The organism is Pusillimonas sp. ANT_WB101 (assembly GCF_008369125.1).
Taxonomy (GTDB): Bacteria; Pseudomonadota; Gammaproteobacteria; order Burkholderiales; family Burkholderiaceae_B; genus Allopusillimonas.
Genome location: NZ_VOAY01000001.1, coordinates 522,121 through 541,313, shown reverse-complemented (window position 1 = coordinate 541,313; position 19,193 = coordinate 522,121). Strand labels below are relative to the sequence as shown.

The following is a 19,193-nucleotide window of genomic DNA, read 5'->3' as shown; positions in this document are numbered from 1 at the left end:
ATCCGGCCCATGGCGCAGATAGCGGGGCTTGCTACCAACCCACCGGCACGTGTACGGCAATGTCAAAACGGCTACTACACCAGCCAATTAATTATCAATCGACCAGACGCCAGCGTGGAAACCATCCCCGTCTCAGATGCGCGCGGGCGAGGCTACCGTAGCACCATAGAAACCGATAGCGCTGTCAACTGGATCAACCAGCAGGCACCAGGCCAACCATGGATGCTCAGCCTTGGTTACTCAGCCATCCACACACCACTGCAACCGCCTCCCATATCATTGCTTGCGACCGACGCCGCCGAAACGGGCGCCTATACCTGTACAGGAACTGCAGAGCAGCGTGTTCTCACAAACCAGATGACCGAGGCGATGGATAAAGAAATCGGCCGCCTGCTCGTTGAAGCCGGCCTGGCAAAGCGCAAGCCCGACGGCTCTCTCGATTACCGACCACAAGATACCAATACCGTGGTTGTAATCATGGCTGACAATGGCACTTATGGCCCGAGTGTAAAGGCGCCCTTTAACCTCCTGCGTGCCAAAGGCTCCGCTTACCAGACTGGTGTCTGGGTTCCACTTATTGTGGCGGGCCCAATGGTCAAGGAGCCGAATCGCGACGTTCCGCACATGGTGAACTCTGCTGACATGTTCAGCTTGTTTGGCGAAATCGCTGGAATTGACGTTCAGCAGAAGGTGCCACAGGCCCGCGGACTGGACGCTCAGCCAATACTTCCCTATCTGACCGAGCCTGGCCATGCCAGCATCCGCAAGACTAACTTCACCGAAATAGGCACCAACATCGGGTCCATCAACGCTGAGCTGGCCCCGCCCTGCGTCATTCCGTCGTCCAACGTATGCGTGCAGCTGTTTCCACAACAGGGCGTATGCGAGGATCAGGGAGGAACCTGGTACGGTCCGGGTGGCGTGGCCGGCGGTGCAGGGCTGACTTCTTGTTGTGCCGTGAACGACTATCTGACAGCGCAAGGCGACGACGCAGTGGATGTTTTTCCACACTCGCAGAGAGCGCTGCGCGACGAGCAGTACAAACTTGTGAGAATTGAGCGCTTAAATTGCGCTAGTGGCCAAGTTGAACCCGCTGACGAGCTATATGCGATCAACGAAGCTTCTCCGTTGCCCAAGCTTGATAATGCGCCCGGAAACCTTCTTGCCCGAAAGACCCTGACTGCAGAACAGCAAAAGCATTATGCCGCCTTGGTATCAGGCATGAATACGCTGTTAGACAGCAAAATCGAATGCCCCGGCGACGGTAACCTGGATCTGGTTGTCGACAACACAGACATCGAAAACTGGAAGCGCTTCAGCACGCGTAATGGTGGAAACTCAAGCTGGTATGACTTTAACCACGACGGCCTCACGAATGAGGCCGACCTGGCGATCATTCGGCAAAACCTGGGTAAAGACTGCAGGCCGCCCACCATTTGAAATCAGTGCGGCATTTGGGGGGGCTTCCGGGCATGAGTGCCTGGCCCCTCACGACATTAGACTCTCGTCTACGCAAACAAAAAGTACATTAAAGCTTAAAATAGTGTGGCGTTATTCTCGCCGACCATCCCACATGTACTTATAAGGACCCCTCAATGAGCCTGTCCCCGTTTCACCTGGCAATTCCTGTTTATGACCTCCCCGCTGCCCGTCGCTTTTACGGTGAGGTTTTTGGGCTCGAAGAGGGGCGATCCAGCACGCAATGGGTCGATTTTAATTTTTACGGCCACCAGTTGGTCATCCATGAGCACCCAAAAACGGCTTCTCAAGACGGTGCGCATACCAATCCTGTAGACGGGCACGACGTGCCTGTGCCACATTTTGGAATTATTTTGGGGTGGGAGCAATGGGAAGCACTTGCAGAACGCCTGAAGTCTTTCGGTACTCAGTTCGTGATCGAGCCGTACGTGCGTTTCAAAGGCCAGGTGGGCGAACAGGCCACCATGTTTCTGCTTGATCCCTGTGGAAACGCCCTGGAGTTCAAGGCGTTCAAAGACATGAGCCAGCTTTTCGCCAAGTAAGCGTTTAATTTATACGCTGTAGAGGTTTCAACCACCATCCACGTCGTGCTACCTACCTGGCGACGTGGCTATCAGGTATTAGCTCAAAAACCAGACCAAAGCACGGGCTACTGCCGCTGGGCTCGGCATGCTGCCGACGAAAGACCGGTTAGCCCCCCACGGCCTGCTCGGCAACGAGGGCGAGCTTACGCGACTCTTTAAGGACAGTATTTGAATAACCTCGGGCATTGCCCGAGTATTTTTTCAAGGCTTGAGGCAAGCTGCCACCCGCCAGTTCCAGGTACTCTTCAAGAATGTCACTGCCAACCCGAATGTTGACCTCTGGGTCGAAAAGTGATTCTGAAGGCCGCAGTTTCTCACCGTGCCATTTACGAATAACCTGCATCAAGCCCTGTGCACCAAAGCGACTTTGAACCCGCGGACGCAATGAACTTTCTTTCTGCATAATGGCGATAATGAGCTCGGGCTCGATGCCGTCCCGCTTTGCCGCCTCAGCCCAGGCATAATCTACATACTGGCGCACAATTTTTACGTGCTGGCCGAATTTTTTGGCCAAATATTGGGTTTGTGCCCGCTTGCTGGCCTCTTCGGCCAATGTTTGAACCCGCTGTTTGCTCAACCTTTCGGCAGCCGCATACGGCAGGGTCGAATTATCTGGCCACTGGTTGAGTTCAAATTTGCTGGAAAATACGCCATTATGCGAGTTGATCAACTCGTTGGCGAGAACACTGCAGGGGGCTAATGCACAGCTGACTGCAACGAGATGGACAGCGGCCTTGCTCCGAAAACGACGGAGCAAAATATGGCGAAAAATTTTAGATGGGGAATGTTGTTTTCTTGAGATTAACATTGGCTCGGGTGCGTACTGCTGTGCTGATTTCCGCAATTATCTTAACATCGTACGCAGTCCAAGGGTTTTCAGGATGTAAGAAAAAGGTACCTGCAGCGCGATTGATCCAATCAATGGAGTACAAAAAAGCAATAAAAACAATAACTTATAAAACTTACAATTCTGCTTTGAACGCTTTGCACAGTTAGGCTGGCGTCGAAGCCTTGCGCAAGTATAAAAACAACAAAAAATCGGCTCTGCCGAAAACGGCAGCCACACTTGGCTTTACACCGCCCTTCTTAAGAAGCACAGCACGCCCGCTACTCGAAAGATACGCATATTTCGTCAAACGGCACATGCATAAAAGCGGCGTTCCACTGCTCTCCCGGCGAAACCGAAAATGCGGACGTCATCGATCCCGTGGTAATTAACTCACCTGCTTCGATGGGCGCCATCCCATCGCGCGCGAGTTCATGGATGAGATGGAGTACAGCGTTCAAAGGGTTACCCAACACGTTGGCGCCTGAGCCCGTTTCACGCAGCTGGCCACTACATGAAAGCGATACCGTCAACATTTCAAGGCATGCCGCTGCGTCATCACCCAAAGCCTGTAGGGGATGGGGCGGCCCCAAAAGCAGGGCGCCATGCAATGAACCATCAGCGACGGCGTCAGCCGCCGTGAAGCGCCAACCAGGAAAGTGTGACTGCACAATTTCAAAACCTGGGGCAACCCAATCAATACACGACAACAGGTCTTCCGGCGTGCTGGCACCTACTGGCGTCTTGTGAAAGTGCAAGACGATCTCGGGTTCAATCTTGGGTTCGCTGAAAGAGGCAAGATCGCACGCCACTTGCCCTTCTTTCATCTGGATGACGCTGTGATCGTACATGGCTCCCCAGATAGGCGCATCAACCCCAAACTGCGTCCACAGCTGGGGATTGGTGAAACCAATCTTGCGACCAAGAAACCTCGCACCAGCAGCAACACGCCTGGTCTGAATATCTGCGGCCAAACGATAGGCTGCAACTAGATCAAAGTCGGGAACAGACTGGGAGATGGGGTTTATATGGAGTACTTCATCTTGCGCCTTCTTCAGCGCCTGTGCGATAGAGTTCATGGGACCTTTAATCGGTTCATCGGGGTGTTTCTGAAGCTGCCGCATGCTGTAGCCCATCAGTAGCCACTTAGGCGACAATCGTATGTTGACTCTTTGTTGACGTACCCATGATATTAGCTGCTTGGGTTCCTGTCTTGCCTCACCGAGTTATGCACACCCTTATCGTTTGACATAGATTGGCCCGTAACGGGCCATGTCTATCCACAATACATAGCCAAGGAGGGTATCGACATTACGGTGATGTAACGGCCAGCCTACGCACAAATTCTGAACCTACTGCTCTAGCATGGGTGGCGCCGATCGGCCCAGCATCTATACTGAACACCAGGCGCGATGGCCAGCAAGCCAAACAAAAGCAACATGCTGAAGACTCAGTTCAGAATAAGCCTGCCGTGACCAGCACGGCACAAAACGAGAGGGACACCCTTGCATCAAGACATCGGCATCACAAACCATCCTGAGTTCGTTAACCTTCAGCGGGCACATTGGGCTAATATCCGCGCCATTCTCCGTACCACAGATGCATTATTTGCCTTGCTGGAAAATGAAAACGATCCACCAAAACAAGAGGTCTTGCGGGTTGCACAAGACTTGGTGCGCGATATGAAGATCAAATGGCAAGATGAAGCATAGCCCGGGCAAGGCTGGCGAGCGCGTTGCAACCACTATTTAGAATTTTTCGCTCAGGCGAGACCAGCGGGCATACTGCAAGCACTATTTAACGGGTTTTGGGGTGTCGAATCGTGCGCACTTGCCTCTGGCTTCGCCCCGCACTAGAAAACACCGGCATCTCCCGCCTCTAGCCCGCCAACACCATGCGGCATATCGATCTGTTCAAGCACAGTGCCGGGCCCGCCTATCCAGCCACACTGACAACAACAAAAGCAATAACCCGCCCAACGCCAACAGGCTACCCACCCAGCCGGGCGAGGTCCAGCCCATCCCGTGAGCAATGGCCAGGCCGCCCAGCCACGGGCCCAGCGCGTTGGCAAAATTGAATGCAGAATGGTTAAGTGCTGCGGCCAGCCCCTGGGCGTGTTTGGCGACATCCATCAGCCGAGTTTGCAATACGGTACCCAGCGCACCGCCAAAGCCAATGAAAAATATGGTAACGCTCAAGGCCCAGACATTTTCGGCTGCAAACACAAACAGGCCAAGCATGACCGCACTCCACAGCAGCAACCCGGCCGCCGTGGGCATGAGGGCGCGATCGGCAAACCAGGGCACGATGATATTGCCAACCGTCATGCCCACGCCAAACACCGCTAATACGAGCGGGACGGTGACCGGCGATACATGTGTCACCGCTAATAGTATGTCGGCGAGATAAGTGTATACCGCGAATAGCCCGCCAAATCCGATGGCACCAATTGCCAGGGTCAGCCACACTTGCCCGTGACGCAATGCTCCCAGCTCACGCAAGGGGCTTGCCCCTTTATCCACCGGCGTGTCAGGCACAAGCCAGGCCACCAGTATCACCGTAAGCACACCCGCAAGCGCCACCAGGCCAAAGCCCCAGCGCCACCCTACCGTCTGTCCAAGCCAGTTGGCGAAAGGAACACCAATAACGGTGGCCACCGTCAACCCCAGAAAAATACGCCCTACAGCCTTGTTGCGTTGGTTTAGCGGCACCAGCGAAACACCAACCAGCGAAGCAATGCCAAAGTAAGCACCATGCGGCAGCCCACTGAGAAACCGCAACACCAGCATCCAGCCGTAAGTGGGCGCAAAGGCGCACAGGCCATTGAAGAGCGCAAACATCGCCATTAGCCAGATGAGCAGCGTACGCCGAGGCAGACGTGCAGCCAGCACGGTAAGAATAGGGGCACCCACGACCACGCCCAGGGCGTAAGCGCTGATGACGTGACCGGCCGTAGGCGCATCAATACCCAGATCCTGTGCAAAATAAGGCAGCAGGCTCATGGTAGCGAACTCGGTTGTGCCAATGGCAAACGCCCCAATGGCCAAGGCAAACAGCACTAATCCCGGACTATGTACTTTGCGGCTTGTAACTGAACCCACCAGCCCAGGGCGCGCCGAGCGTGAAGAGCGGCTATGACGTAAACGCGACGAAAAGCGCGCAAGTGATGCGTAGAAAGACATTGTTGTAGCAAATCCCGGCCACCCGCGAAAATAGCTTCGCCCGTATTGGCGAACACCCCGCTGATGTGGCTTTAAAGCTGTAATTTTAATGTGTAAAGCAGGCATGGCGCCCCAACCTTGCGCGCTAGTGTGTACAAAGCTGTTACAGCTTCATTGCTGTCGCGTACACTTGGCCCATCTATTATTGCCAGCAGTAGCTCAACTCATGTCGAACTCAACATCCAATACACGCACCGCTGTAACCCTCAGCGATTTCTGGTGGACCGCACCGGGCGAGCTCGTCGAACCCGCCAACGAGCAACGCGGTGGCATCAGCGGCGTCTACCGCATTGTTGACCCACATACGGGCGTGCTGCACTACGTAAAGCGGCAAAGCAATCACTTGTTTCGCGACCTAAGCCATCCCTTGCCACGCCCTACACTTTTGCGCGAATGGAAAAACATGCAGCGTTGCGCGGCACTGGGCGTACCGACGGCCCAGCTCGTATTCTTCGATATGCGGCACGACGAAAAGGGATGGCACGCCGTGTTGGTTACACGCGACCTGGCCGGTTATGTCAGCCTGGAAAACGCCATACGACAAGGCAGCCTTACACCTGATCAGCAATCAACCGCACTGGTCTCGGTGGCTCATGCCCTGTTGCCCTTGCATAAGGCCAGACGCAAGCATGGGCATCTGTATCCGAAAGAGGTTTTTGTAAACATGTCGACGACGCCACCCAGAACCGCCGTGGTTGACTGGGAGCTTAGCCGCTATCGCTTTAGCCGCAGCAAAGCGGCAGAAACCGACCTGCGCCGACTGCTGCGTTCACTGGTGCAAATGGGCCTGCCCCGGGCCAAACTCGCGGCAGTTGTCGACCTGTACCGTGAACATGGCATTGGCCTGCCCCACAATTTTATCGAAACCTGCACGCGCTAAACGGGGCACCCACGCCATAGCGCCGACGCCCAGCTAACAGCGTTTAGCCCTGTGCCTCACGAATCATGTTGCGCGCGATTACCAGTTGCTGAATCTGGGTTGTTCCTTCATAAATTCGGAACAACCGCACATCACGGTAAAAGCGTTCAATGGCGTAATCAGACACATAACCTGCGCCGCCATGAATCTGCACTGCACGGTCAGCCACACGCCCACACATTTCAGTGGCAAACAATTTGCAGCAAGAAGCTTGTGTCGACACGTTTTCGCCGGCGTCACGTCGGCGCGCGGCATCAATGACCATGCAGCGCGCCGCATAGATCTCAGCCTTGCTGTCGGCCAGCATGGCCTGAATAAGCTGAAAATCGGCAATGGGCTGGCCAAACTGTTTGCGATCCATGGCATAGCGCAGGGCGTCGTCAAGCATGCGCTCGGCAACACCCACACTAATGGCCGAAATATGCAACCGGCCCTTATCAAGCACTTTCATGGCTGTTTTAAAGCCTATGCCTTCACGTCCGCCAATCAGGTTTTCTGCAGGCACGCGACAGTTTTCGAAAATGACGTCGCAGGTGTGAGCACCACGCTGACCCATTTTTTTGTCGATTTTTCCCAAAGACAGCCCGGGTGTGTCTTTTTCGACGATAAAGGCTGAAATCGCGCTGCCCCCTTTTTTCTCGGGATCAGTGCGAGCCATGACGGTGAAAATGCTGGCTTCGGGTGCGTTGGTAATGAAACGCTTGGTGCCATTGACCACATAGTGATCACCATCGCGGACGGCGGTGGTGCGTAATGAAGCGGCGTCCGAGCCTGCGCCCGGCTCGGTCAGTGCGAATGAACCAATGATTTCGCCTGAGGCCATGCGCGGCAGATATTTGCGTCGCTGTTCATCAGTACCATCAATTACCAGGCCCTGAGCGCCAATCCCGTTGTTGGTACCAATCAGTGACCTGAAAGCAGGCGAAGTTTTGGCGATCTCGAACGCGAACAACACCTCTTCTTCCATGGTGAGGTCCAGGCCGCCATATTCTTCGGGAATGGCCAGACCAAACAGCCCGAGCTCACGCATTTGCGCTACCAGACGCGGCGGTATTTCGTCGGTGTCAGACACCTCGGCTTCGGCAGGCACCAACTGTTCACGCACAAAGCGCGACACGCTGTCCAACAGCATGTTCAGGGTTTCTTGATCGCGTATCACTGATTTTTTCCTTGAAATCTGACGACTAAAATTTATGAAAGTAAGGCCTCAGGGTCGGCCGAGGTTTTGCTCCACACTACGTACAAGCTCAACCAACCTGGGTCCAAGATCTTTTTCCAGCCTATCACGGGACAGCAAAAATGCCGGGCCGCCACAGTTAAAAGCCATTTGCTTTTCGCCCGGCACGCCCACCAGCGGCACCCCAACAGCGCGAATTTCAGATTGCCATTCGCCGTAGGCGATGCAAAAGCCCTTGTTTTGGTAATCATCAAGGGCTTGATCCAGGTCAGCCTGTATGCGTGGCCAGTTTTCTTTGTCAGCCATTTTGATCATATCCATGATCTCAGCGCGCTCATCAGGCGGCAGGCCAGATATCAGGGCCTTGCCCATGGACGTTGTGGCAATGGGAATGCGTGAACCAATATCGAGCCGCAAGGTTACCCTTGCGCTGCTTCGGCAGGTTTCGACGTAAATCATGTTGAGACGATCCCGTACGCCTATAGACACCGAAACACGAGAATACTCGGCCAGTTGCTCCATGGAAGGCCGGGCCAGACTGCGCAGATCGAGATTGGCCAGCATCGAGTAACCCAGCCCCAACACCCCGGGCGCCAGCATGTATTTGCCGATAGTCTCTGAGTAACCGAGATAACCCAGTTTTTTGAGGGTATAGGTAAGCCGGGTGACCGTGGGCTTGGGAAAGCCCGTTTGACGTGACAGCTCAGCGTTGGTGAGATAGGGCTTACCCGGCTGGAAGCAGCGCAAAATTTCAAGGCCTCGCGCCAGCGCATTGACAAACTGGCGGTCTGTACCGGCATCATCGGCCAAGATGGCGTCTTCTGACATGGGGTTTCCTGGTTGCAAAAGGCTAAAGCGCCCTCGCTGAAACAAACAGGCAGCGCGCGCGGCTGTATTCTTTCACGCCAGCAAAATAACGGTCAAGTTAATGCGAAACAATGGTTCGCTTAGCGAAACAGGATAGCTTTGTCGCACTTTAGATCAGGCCGTAATACCTTTCCAGAGCATGTACGCTGCCAGTACAAACAGCAGGCAGGCAAACACGCGTTTTAGCGCGGTGACAGGCAAACGGTGCGCCACGCGCGCACCCAGGGGAGCCGTAAACACACTGACACTTGCAATGAGCACAACAGCGGGAATCCATAGATAGCCGAACGAACCGGGGGGCAAATCGTGAACCGACCAGCCTGAAATGATATACCCCGCCACGTTTGTGATGGCGATGGGAAAACCCAGCGCGGCACTTGTTGCCACAGCGGCGTGTATAGCGATATTGCACCAGGTCATAAATGGAACGCTGATGAACCCGCCCCCTGCCCCGACAAGCCCCGAAATAAGGCCGATGGCGCCGCCAGCCACTAGTTGGCCAGCCGTGCCCGGCATCTCGCGGCTTGGCGCCGGCTTTTTATTCAACAGCATCTGGGTGGCCGAAAACGCAACGAACACCCCAAAGAATATGGCCAGATAGGCGCCGTTCAACAAAGAAAACACCCCTATGCTACCTAACAGGCTACCCAGAATAATGCCGGGCGCAAGCCTGACGACGATATCCCACCGCACGGCTCCCCGCTTGTGATGGGCGCGCACGCTGGACATGGAGGTAAAAACGATAACCGCCATAGACGTGGCAATTGCCATTTTTACGGCAAGCCCGTCGCCCGCCCCTTGCCCCGAAAGAATATAGGTGAGGAACGGCACCATGATCATGCCGCCGCCAATACCCAGCAATCCAGCGAGAAATCCGCTGACTGCGCCCATTAGTACCAGCACTATGAATAAATAAAGAGTCATGAGGGGAAATAAGCCGCGAAAGTGAAAGAGACACCACCGGCCTCCCGTGAAGCAACCATTCTAAAGGAATACATGCATATCAGGGTTTTAACTGTCTTACATTTTGTTGAACATAAGGCTATAAAACGTGAGGCTGCTCAGCCACCAGCGTTGTCGCTATTGCACTGAACCAATAAATATCTGTAGAAAGCCAGGAGACAAACTAATGAAGCAAGACAGCAAGAAACCGGTATCAACGTCATCCACCCGTCGCCGATTCCTTGGAGGAGCCGCCGCAGGCGCAGCCGCCACGGTGTCGATGGGATTCCCTGCAATCGTAAAAGCACAGACCCCCACAAGTCTGCGCTTCCAGAGTACATGGCCCACGGTGGATATATTCCACGAGTACGCCCTCGACTTCGCACAAAAAGTCAACGATATGACTGGCGGCGAGCTCAAGATCGAAGTGCTGCCAGCCGGCGCTGTAGTGCCTGCATTTGCACTGCTTGACGCCGTTACCAAAGGGACACTGGACGGCGGCCACGGCGTACTGGGTTACAACTACGGCAAACAGAATGCCTTGGCTCTGTACTCGTCCGGGCCCGCTTACGGCATGGATGCCAATATGGTGCTGGCATGGCACAAGTACGGCGGCGGCAAAGAACTGCTCGACAAGCTTTACGCAGAAATTGGCGCTAACGTTGTCACGTTCCTCAGTGGCCCTATGCCCACACAGGCATTTGGCTGGTTCAAGCAACCCATTACAAAAACTGAAGACCTGAAAGGCTTGAAGTTCCGAACCAATGGTTTGGCTATTGACTTGTTTACCGCCATGGGAGCCGCTGTCAATGCGCTACCAGGCGGCGAAATTGTCCCCGCGCTTGACCGTGGTTTGCTTGATGGCGCTGAGTTCAATAACGCTTCTTCCGACCGCCTGCTGGGCTTCCCCGACGTGTCGAAGGTGTGCATGTTGCAGAGCTTTCACCAGTCTTCGGAAACGTTTGAGATTCTGTTCAACAAGAACAAATACAACGCCTTGCCCGACAACATGAAAGCCATTATTGCTAACGCAGTGGAAGCGGCGTCGGCAGACATGTCATGGAAGGCCGTCGACCGCTACTCTCAGGATTACATCAAGCTGCAAACAGAAGACAAGGTCAAGTTCTACAAAACGCCTGATGCGATTTTGCAAGAGCAGCTCACGACCTGGGATCAGATCGTTGCCAAAAAAGGTGAAACCAACGTCTTGTTCAAGGAAATCGAACAGTCACAGCGCGCATTCGCACAGCGGGCCGTGTCATGGGATATGGACACCAACAACAATCGGCGAATGGCCTACAACCATTACTTCCGTGGGAAGCCTGCCGCCAAAACGAGCTAACCGACCACGGTTATCAAAGCGCCGCCCGGAATCCTGGCGGCGCTTTTCCGGAGCACTCACCTCCAGTTAACCGACCACACTCCCGCCGAACCCAGACCATGGCCGGCGGCAGTATGGCGGCTGAAGGCTTGCCAGCTCGCTGAGAAACACGTTGGTCTATACAGGCTAAACGGCGAACTTGAGCTATGGCCTGCTTTCCATAGCGAGTGTTCACCCGGGTTCTGCCACATTTTTTTATTAACCGCAAGGTAGCCGCACCATGCCGAATATTTTGCTTGCGATCGACCGCATGAACACCTGGATTGGCCAGCTGTTTGGCTGGTTCGTTCTTGTATTAACGCTCTTTGTTACGTATGAGGTGTTTTCGCGTTATGCGTTTGCAGCACCCCATTCGTGGGCTTTCGATGCCATGAATATGATGTACGGCACGCTTTTCATGATGGCGGGCGCCTACACGTTGTCTAAAAACGGCCACGTCCGGGGCGACGTACTCTATGGCTTCTTTCCACCGCGCCTGCAGGCTTCGCTGGATTTGACGCTGTACTTCCTGTTTTTCTTCCCCGGCGTTATTGCGCTGGCCTGGGCAGGCTGGAGCTATGCCTCGGAGTCTTTCATGATTAACGAACACTCCACCATCACGGCTGACGGCCCACCCATCTACCCGTTCAAATTTGTCATTCCGTTTGCTGGCATTGCCTTGCTGCTGCAAGGCATTGTTGAAGTCGTGGCCTGCATTAAGTGCCTGAAGAACGGTGAATGGCCGAAACGTGAAGACGACGTGGAAGAAGTTGACGTCGAAAAACTCAAAAGTATGGTGCACGTAAACCCCGATATGGAAGAGCTGGACCAATACGTAATGAACAGAAACAAAGAAGGAAGCCAGCCATGAGAAAAGAAGTCTGGTTCGGTCTCTCTATACTGATTGCTATCGTCATTGCCATCGCCGTCATGATGCCTGCACCAGCGGACATCACCAATGGGCATTTAGGCCTGCTGATGCTGGCGTTGATTGTGGTCACCATCATGCTTGGGTTTCCCACTGCCTTCACGCTCATGGGCATGGGGGTCATGTTTACCTATTTGGCCTATCGGGGAATGGGACCCGAAATCGCCATTAATCAAACATTGGACCTGATGGTGCTTCGCACCTATGCGGTCATGACCAACGATGTGCTGATTGCAGTGCCTTTGTTCATTTTCATGGGCTACCTCGTTGAGCGTGCCAACCTCATTGAAAAGCTGTTCAAAAGCCTGCATTTGGCAATGGCTCGTCTGCCTGGTTCGCTCGCGGTCGCTACCATTGTTACCTGCGCCGTGTTTGCCACGGCCACAGGTATTGTCGGTGCCGTCGTAACACTTATGGGCTTGCTGGCCATGCCGGCCATGCTCAAGGCAGGCTACAGTGTGCGGCTGACCGCCGGTTGTATTACGGCGGGCGGTTGTCTCGGCATTATGATCCCTCCGTCCGTACTGTTAATTGTGTATGGCGCTGTCGCAGGCGTTTCGGTGGTCAAGCTGTACGCTGGTGCTTTCTTCCCGGGTCTCATGTTGGCAGGTCTTTATGTCACATATGTCATCATCGTAGCGAAAGTCAGCCCCAAGTCGGCCCCCCCCCTGTCTGAAGCAGAGCGCCGCGTCACGCTGCCTGCCTTTGCGCAGTCCATTAAGCACGACTTCAGCAACCGTGCTTTACCCGGCATCCTGAGCGCGATGAAAGGTAAGCAGAATGCCGACGTGCCCATGTCTGTACTCTCCAGAAACCTGCTCATCGTCCTGCTTCCTGCGCTGTTTTTTATTGGCGCCATGGGCCTCACGCACAACATTGTCACGACTCCAGAGAAAACAGCTGACGCCCACCTGATGGAAATGGGCATGGGCTTTGACAGCTATAACGACTCGTCGTTGGGCGGAGGCTTGGCTGAACCGCCCCTTAGCGGCGGTTTGCAGGAGCCACCCGTTGCTGGTGGTTTGCAAGAGCCTCCAGGTGCGAGTGGTCTGCAAGAGCCTCCAGGAAGTGCCCTGACTGAGCCATCCGGCGCCGCTACAGCGTCCGCTGCAGCAACGCCTGCTGCAACACCTGCTGCCAGCGAGCCCGTGGTTGAACGGCTCGATACACCAAGGGGCTTCTGGATTGCACTTGCTATCGGCGTAGCATTGCTCATTGCCTACTATGCATTTCTGACCCTGGCTCGTCTTGAGATCTTCAAGATGCTGCTGACCTCGTTCTTCCCCCTGGCAATCCTGATACTGGCTGTGCTGGGCAGTATCGTCTTCGGGTTTGCCACACCATCTGAAGCCGCTGCCATGGGCTCGTTTGGCGGGATCTTGCTGGCGATTGCCTATCGCCGACTAAAGTATGATGTGCTGAAAGAGTCGGTGTACTTGGCCGCCAAAACCAGCGCCATGGTGTGTTGGCTGTTTGTAGGGTCTAGTATTTTCTCTGCCGCCTTTGCGCTGCTTGGTGGCCAAGAAATCATCAACACCTGGGTTCTGGGCATGGACCTGACACCTGTGCAATTTCTGATCATGGCGCAGGTTGTTATTTTCTTGCTGGGCTGGCCGCTAGAATGGACAGAAATTATCGTCATCTTTATGCCGATCTTCTTGCCCTTGCTAGCGCACTACCAAATAGATCCGCTGTTTTTCGGTCTGTTGGTAGCGCTAAACCTGCAGACGGCGTTTCTTTCACCACCGGTTGCCATGTCGGCGTTTTACCTTAAAGGTGTCTCGCCGCCACATGTCACGCTTAACCAAATATTCTTGGGCATGCTGCCTTTCATGGGCATACAGATAGTGGCTATCGTGCTGCTATACATATTCCCAGGAATTGGCTTGTGGCTGCCAAGGGTGTTGTACTAACGTTAACGTCTAGCTGACCCTGCCACAAGCAGGCGTCAGACGCTCCTGCCACAAACCGGCTCCTAATTGGGGCCGGTTTTTTTTAGCGTTGCTTTTATGCGGCTTGCCACACTAAAGATACTCTGCACACGGCCGTAAAAGCTTCTGTACGGGAAGAAAGCGGCACTCACCTGCATGGCTAACAACAGCCTGCATGAAGTGCTGGTTTCTCTCTGACATCAGGGCGAATGCACTTTCGCCACGTCATTCAACCAGGAGCTATCCATGTCAGTTATCAACACCAACTCACTCTCACTGATTGCCCAGGGCAATCTCAATAAATCGCAATCATCGCTTGGTGTCGCCATCGAACGCCTGTCGTCGGGGCTGCGTATCAACAGCGCCAAAGATGACGCCGCCGGTCAGGCTGTTGCCAACCGCATGACTGCCCAGATACGCGGCATGACCCAGGCGGCCCGTAATGCCAACGACGGTATTTCGCTGGCGCAAACCGCCGAAGGCAACCTGAACGAAATCAACAATAACCTGCAGCGCATTCGTGAGCTGGCAACCCAGGCAGCAAGCGGCACCAACAACGGTGACGACAAGGCGTCCATACAGGTAGAAATCGGGCAACGCGTTGCTGAAATCGCCCGCATCGCCAATGGCGCAACCTTCAATAACCAGGCCCTCTTCACCGGCGAAGCTGTCGCCATCCAGGTAGGCGCCAACGCCACTGACAACGACACCATCGAAATCGGTGCCAATGCACTGGTAAATGCCACAGATCTAACGGCCGGTACGTTTGACGTGGTCACCGACGCAAAAGCCGCCATTACCGCTGTCGACGCGCAACTGAAAGTGGTGGACGATGCCCGCAGCAATCTGGGTGCGGTGCAAAACCGTCTCTCCTCCACCGTCAACAACCTGAACAACACCATTACCAACCTGTCTGCCGCACGTTCGCGCATCGAAGACGCCGACTATGCCGTAGAAGTGTCCAACATGACCCGCGCACAGATTCTGCAACAGGCTGGTACAGCAGTGCTGGCGCAAGCTAATCAGGTTCCGCAAACCGTTCTGTCGCTGCTGCGTTAATTCGCGGTATTCTGAAAAAGGGCTGAGCGCTGTGCAATACAGAACTCAGCCCAAACTTGCTTTTTGATCACACGATCTGATCATCGAACTGCAGTCAAACTAACAACAACAATTTCAGCGTTAAAAAACCACACCCAAACAACTATAAGCATGGCGCAGCCCACGATGCCGCAACGGCGTCCTTATACGCTTCTGAACATCACGCTCAAACGCATAGTGCAGGTTCTTGTGGCTCTGGTTCAACATGTCGAAATTGTCGTTCAACTTGCCAGGCTCACATCTGCCGAAGATATCATCGTCGCAGGCCGGCAACCGCTACAAGTTCAGTCACCTGTTTATCAGGCGCACCTCTGCCAGCAGTGCGCGCTTCGCCTTAAAACAGCCGCACATCTGGAGGCTGCTGCCCACTTGCTAAACAAGACTATGCAAGGCAGCTTCTTCAGGCCGTTCGTGCCAATGGTGGGCAGCCAGGCTCGCACGTATGCGTGCCACGGCCTGCGACCTTATCTGTGACACCCGCCCTTCGGTCAAACCCATTACTGCAGCGATTTCTCGTTGGTTCAGGTTGCGCTCAAACTGCAGGGAAAGCAGCAACGCCTCGCGCTCAGGCAAGGCCGAAATAGCTGCAACCAGCGCCTGGCGCAAACCTTTTGAAACGAGCTGATGAAGCGGGTTGTCTTGCCATTGTTCCTCACTGGCCGGGCCACCTATCATGGCCACGTCAAGTGCATGATCTCCATCCTGGCCCTGGCCAGCCAGGTCTTCATAATGAATGACCTGAGCACCCTGCGCCTCCTCAAGCAAAGACTGATAGTCACGCAGTGATAAGCCAAGCGCCTGCGCGGTCTCCGTCTCGGTGGGTGCGCGCCCTAGGCTTTGCACCAGCTCCGACACGGCCTGCTCGATCTGCCTGGACTTGCTGCGAACCGATCGAGGCAGCCAATCTTGAGCGCGCAGTTCGTCCAGCATGGCGCCCCGTATACGGGCCACCGCATACGTATCAAACTGAGCACTGGGCATTTCTTTGTATCGTCTCACGGCATCGAGCAAGCCCATCATGCCGGCCTGAACCAGGTCATCAAGTTCGACACTGGACGGCAGTCTGGCCGCGAGTTGCAAGGCAAGGCGACGAACAAGCGGTACGTACTGTGCCACAAGAAGGTCTTCGGTGCTGGGCATGCAGTGGCAGGAAAGAAAATTCTGGAAGCCTATTGTCGCCACGCATACGCCTATCTGTTTCCAAGAGCTGCAATGCAATCGCCCAGCTGATTACACGATTAAACATCGGCTCCGCGCTGCCGTAACCAGAGATTATTACTCAAGGAATTGTTCATGGCTTTATCCTCAATCGGCGTCGGATCGGGTCTACCCCTGAACGAATTGCTAAGCAACTTGCGTGCAGCAGAAAGTTCGCCACTAACGCTGCTCAAGAATCGCACTGAAGCGGTGCAAAATCGTATATCGGCGTATGGCACCATCAAAAACGCACTAGAAGACTTTCAGACGGCTGCCAGAGACCTCGCCAATGCTGAAGCATTTGGCGCGCACGCCACCCGCATCAGCGGCGAAGGGTTTACTGCCAGCGCCTCAACCAAAGCCACGGTTGGCAACTACAGCATTAATGTGAACCAACTGGCCACACACCAGGCATTAACCAGCCAGGGTCTGGACAGTCGCAGCCGCACATTGTCCACCACCGATGTAACGCTCAATATTACGGTAGGCACAAGCATCCAAGCCCAACCACTTACGCTTGCACAAAATGCCACGACGCTCGACGGCATTGCCGCAGCCATTAATGGTCAGCCTGGCCTAGGCATACGTGCAACGGTAATCAACGACGGCAGCGCGCAACCCTACCGTCTGCTGATTACCGCAGCCGAATCAGGCGATGTGGGCTCGGTACGGGCCATAACGGTTACCGGTATTGGGGCCGAATCAGAGCTGGCCCGTATGTTTGGCTTTAATGCCAACACCCCTGAGCAAGCAGGCGGCCTGACGCAGGCCACCGAAGGCAGGCCCGCTTTAATCAACATTAACGGCATCAATATAAGCAGCCAAAGCAACACAATTGAAAACGCCATCGAAGGTATAACCCTGCAGCTAAGCAACACCACAGGCAGTGTACCCACCACACTATCAGTCACCCGCGATGACAAGCCTGCCCTTTCGGTCGTCGAGCGCTTTGTGTCGGCGTATAACAACCTTCAAAACGTAGTCACAAACCTTACCAGCTATAACGTTGAAAGCCAGTCGGCCAGTGCGCTGACTGGCGACAGCCTGGCCCGGCGCGTACAAACCCAGATGCGTAACACCCTTAATGTTGCACTTGACTCGGGCGAGTTACGCACACTGTCTCAACTAGGCATTACAACGGAACCCAGCACCGGCATGCTTATTCTAGACAGCGGCAAACTGGCTTCAGCGCTTGACGCCAACCCGAATGACGTTACAAGACTATTTTCGGGTACCAACGGTATCGCTTCGCGGGTTACTACAACCGCCAATTTGTACCTGAAGAGCGACGGCATTATCAATACCGCCACAGGAGGCATGAGCACCACTCTTAAGGGTCTGCAAGACCAGTACAACAGCACCTCTGACCGTATCGATCGAAAGCTCGAAAACTATCGTCAGCAGTTCGTGCAACTGGACACCCTCATCGCCCAAATGAGCTCCGTCAGTAATTACCTTACGCAACAACTGTCCATGCTGGGCGCACAGAACAAGGCCCGTTCATGACCTACACCCAGGCCAGCAACCCCCATAGACGTCATGCCACTCAAGCCTACACGCGTATAGGCCTGCAGACACAAGTGTTTGGCGCCAACCCCGCCCATTTGATCACTTTGCTGTTTGACGGTGCACAGGCAGCCATTTCCAAAGCACACCTCTATATGCAGCAGGGCAATATCCAGGAACGCGGCAACGCTATTTCCAAGGCCATCGAAATCGTCGGCAGCGGTCTTAAGGCAAGCGTCAATCTGGAAGAAGGCGGCGAGCTCGCAAGAAACCTGGTCACGGTTTACGACCAGGTCATACGCAACCTGCTACTGGCCAACCTCAATAGTGATCCCGACAAGCTCCTGATAGCGGAGCGTCTGCTTGCAAACTTAGGCAGTGCCTGGCGCACTGCCGTTGATTCGCCCAACCATCACGCTGCGACACCAACCCCAAGGGCTTGAAGCATGGACACATGTTCTCCCATACAGTGCCGCTATCAGACCATTGTTAACATCGCCGAGCGCATGCTGTGTTGTGCCAGATCCAACCATTGGAACGAGGTGGCATTGCTGGCCAACGAATATACGGCCGCAGTCGAACTATTGCGGGCTAGTCCCACACTGTCCGAGCAGTCGCGTGCAGAGCGCCAGGCACTTCTAACCCGCATACTCGATGCCGACGCAGCTATACGCGCACTCATCTCACCCGAGATGGGTCGCCTGGGAAAACTTCTGGGTGATCTTCGTCGGCAGCGTCACGTGCTTGATGCCTACTTAGGGCGAAGCATTCAATTCAAACGGCCATACCAGCCACTTCCTGATAGGCCGCCACCAGACGGTTGCGAACCTGAATAGTGGCCTGAAAAGCAATACCCGCTTTCTGCATGTCGATCATGACATTGTTAAGCGAGACACCGGGTTCCCCCAGTTGAAAGGCGCGCGCTTGCGCGGCTGCTTCATTTTGCATGCTCGATACGCGCGCCAGAGAGCGTGACAACTCAGTAGCAAAGCTACCGGACCCCGCAGGCACTTGTTCATGGTGAACAGGAGCCAATGATGATGCGGCTTTGGCTGCCGCGCGCATTTGCGCAAGCAGATTCTGAACGCTGGAAATGTGTTGAACTGTCATGAGAGTAGGCAAAATAATAAGACGAAAACACATGGCACGGCCCGGACG

The 19,193-nt window shown here is 54.6% G+C and carries 19 protein-coding genes; 11 read left to right on the top strand and 8 right to left on the bottom strand.

Annotation, left to right across the window (positions count from 1 at the left end):
• Nucleotides 1–9: 9 nt before the first annotated feature.
• Together FQ179_RS02650 and FQ179_RS02645 are read left to right on the top strand one after the other, a co-directional pair.
• Nucleotides 10–1,440: a sulfatase-like hydrolase/transferase gene (locus FQ179_RS02650; protein ID WP_255474803.1), complete on the top strand. Its 1,431-nt coding sequence runs from the start codon at nt 10–12 to the stop codon at nt 1,438–1,440.
• A 155-nt stretch (nt 1,441–1,595) separates the two neighbouring features.
• Entirely contained in the window at nt 1,596–2,021 is a 426-nt protein-coding gene (locus tag FQ179_RS02645; RefSeq protein WP_149395730.1) for a VOC family protein, read from the top strand.
• Nucleotides 2,022–2,169: 148 nt separating this feature from the next.
• Here FQ179_RS02645 and FQ179_RS02640 read toward each other — a convergent pair whose 3' ends face one another.
• Together FQ179_RS02640 and FQ179_RS02635 are read right to left on the bottom strand one after the other, a co-directional pair.
• On the bottom strand, nt 2,170–2,733 hold the full coding sequence (locus FQ179_RS02640; RefSeq protein ID WP_255474802.1) for a transglycosylase SLT domain-containing protein: 564 nt from the start codon (nt 2,731–2,733) through the stop codon (nt 2,170–2,172).
• A 437-nt stretch (nt 2,734–3,170) separates the two neighbouring features.
• Nucleotides 3,171–3,968: a 2-keto-4-pentenoate hydratase gene (locus tag FQ179_RS02635; RefSeq protein ID WP_149395728.1), complete on the bottom strand. Its 798-nt coding sequence runs from the start codon at nt 3,966–3,968 to the stop codon at nt 3,171–3,173.
• Nucleotides 3,969–4,394: 426 nt separating this feature from the next.
• On the opposite strand from FQ179_RS02635, the gene FQ179_RS02630 reads away from it, so the two are divergent.
• Complete coding sequence (locus FQ179_RS02630; protein ID WP_149395727.1) at nt 4,395–4,601, top strand: hypothetical protein; 207 nt, start codon at nt 4,395–4,397, stop codon at nt 4,599–4,601.
• A 201-nt stretch (nt 4,602–4,802) separates the two neighbouring features.
• On the opposite strand, the gene FQ179_RS02625 is transcribed toward FQ179_RS02630, so the two are convergent.
• Nucleotides 4,803–6,071, bottom strand: a complete 1,269-nt coding sequence (locus FQ179_RS02625; protein WP_149395726.1) for an MFS transporter — start codon at nt 6,069–6,071, stop codon at nt 4,803–4,805.
• 205 nt (nt 6,072–6,276) lie between these two features.
• Between FQ179_RS02625 and FQ179_RS02620 the strand changes: the two genes are divergently transcribed.
• Entirely contained in the window at nt 6,277–6,990 is a 714-nt protein-coding gene (locus FQ179_RS02620) for a lipopolysaccharide kinase InaA family protein (protein ID WP_188074487.1), read from the top strand.
• Nucleotides 6,991–7,033: 43 nt separating this feature from the next.
• Here the strand turns inward: FQ179_RS02620 and FQ179_RS02615 are convergent, their stop codons facing one another.
• From FQ179_RS02615 to FQ179_RS02605, 3 genes are all read right to left on the bottom strand, one after another.
• Nucleotides 7,034–8,188 carry an acyl-CoA dehydrogenase family protein gene (locus FQ179_RS02615; RefSeq protein WP_149395724.1) on the bottom strand — a complete coding sequence of 385 codons (1,155 nt, stop codon included), beginning with the start codon at nt 8,186–8,188 and terminating at the stop codon, nt 7,034–7,036.
• 48 nt (nt 8,189–8,236) lie between these two features.
• A complete protein-coding gene (locus FQ179_RS02610; protein WP_149395723.1) occupies nt 8,237–9,034 on the bottom strand; it encodes an IclR family transcriptional regulator in 798 nt (265 codons plus the stop codon).
• Between the two features lie 153 nt (nt 9,035–9,187).
• Nucleotides 9,188–9,997, bottom strand: coding sequence for a sulfite exporter TauE/SafE family protein (locus FQ179_RS02605; protein WP_149395721.1), 810 nt, complete (start codon nt 9,995–9,997; stop codon nt 9,188–9,190).
• Nucleotides 9,998–10,202: 205 nt separating this feature from the next.
• On the opposite strand from FQ179_RS02605, the gene FQ179_RS02600 reads away from it, so the two are divergent.
• The 4 genes from FQ179_RS02600 to FQ179_RS02585 all read left to right on the top strand — a co-directional run bounded on the left by FQ179_RS02600 (nt 10,203) and on the right by FQ179_RS02585 (nt 15,293).
• Nucleotides 10,203–11,357, top strand: a complete 1,155-nt coding sequence (locus tag FQ179_RS02600; protein WP_149395719.1) for a TRAP transporter substrate-binding protein — start codon at nt 10,203–10,205, stop codon at nt 11,355–11,357.
• Nucleotides 11,358–11,616: 259 nt separating this feature from the next.
• On the top strand, nt 11,617–12,246 hold the full coding sequence (locus FQ179_RS02595) for a TRAP transporter small permease subunit (RefSeq protein ID WP_149395717.1): 630 nt from the start codon (nt 11,617–11,619) through the stop codon (nt 12,244–12,246).
• Complete coding sequence (locus FQ179_RS02590; RefSeq protein ID WP_149395715.1) at nt 12,243–14,216, top strand: TRAP transporter large permease subunit; 1,974 nt, start codon at nt 12,243–12,245, stop codon at nt 14,214–14,216. The genes FQ179_RS02595 and FQ179_RS02590 overlap by 4 nt, the downstream gene beginning before the upstream one ends.
• 264 nt (nt 14,217–14,480) lie before the next feature.
• Nucleotides 14,481–15,293: a flagellin gene (locus tag FQ179_RS02585; protein WP_149395713.1), complete on the top strand. Its 813-nt coding sequence runs from the start codon at nt 14,481–14,483 to the stop codon at nt 15,291–15,293.
• A gap of 411 nt (nt 15,294–15,704) precedes the next feature.
• On the opposite strand, the gene FQ179_RS02580 is transcribed toward FQ179_RS02585, so the two are convergent.
• Entirely contained in the window at nt 15,705–16,472 is a 768-nt protein-coding gene (locus FQ179_RS02580; protein ID WP_149396873.1) for an RNA polymerase sigma factor FliA, read from the bottom strand.
• Between the two features lie 153 nt (nt 16,473–16,625).
• On the opposite strand from FQ179_RS02580, the gene fliD reads away from it, so the two are divergent.
• The 3 genes from fliD to FQ179_RS02565 are packed head-to-tail and all read left to right on the top strand — an operon-like array spanning nt 16,626 to nt 18,871.
• Nucleotides 16,626–18,035, top strand: a complete 1,410-nt coding sequence (gene fliD, locus FQ179_RS02575) for a flagellar filament capping protein FliD (protein WP_149395712.1) — start codon at nt 16,626–16,628, stop codon at nt 18,033–18,035.
• Complete coding sequence (gene fliS, locus FQ179_RS02570) at nt 18,032–18,478, top strand: flagellar export chaperone FliS (RefSeq protein ID WP_149395710.1); 447 nt, start codon at nt 18,032–18,034, stop codon at nt 18,476–18,478. The genes fliD and fliS overlap by 4 nt, the downstream gene beginning before the upstream one ends.
• Nucleotides 18,479–18,481: 3 nt before the next feature.
• Nucleotides 18,482–18,871, top strand: coding sequence for a flagellar protein FliT (locus FQ179_RS02565; RefSeq protein ID WP_149395709.1), 390 nt, complete (start codon nt 18,482–18,484; stop codon nt 18,869–18,871).
• Here the strand turns inward: FQ179_RS02565 and fliE are convergent.
• The gene (fliE, locus tag FQ179_RS02560) at nt 18,810–19,145 is read right to left on the bottom strand and encodes a flagellar hook-basal body complex protein FliE (RefSeq protein WP_149395707.1); all 336 of its coding nucleotides are present in this window, start codon (nt 19,143–19,145) and stop codon (nt 18,810–18,812) included. The genes FQ179_RS02565 and fliE overlap by 62 nt on opposite strands.
• Nucleotides 19,146–19,193 lie beyond the last annotated feature (48 nt).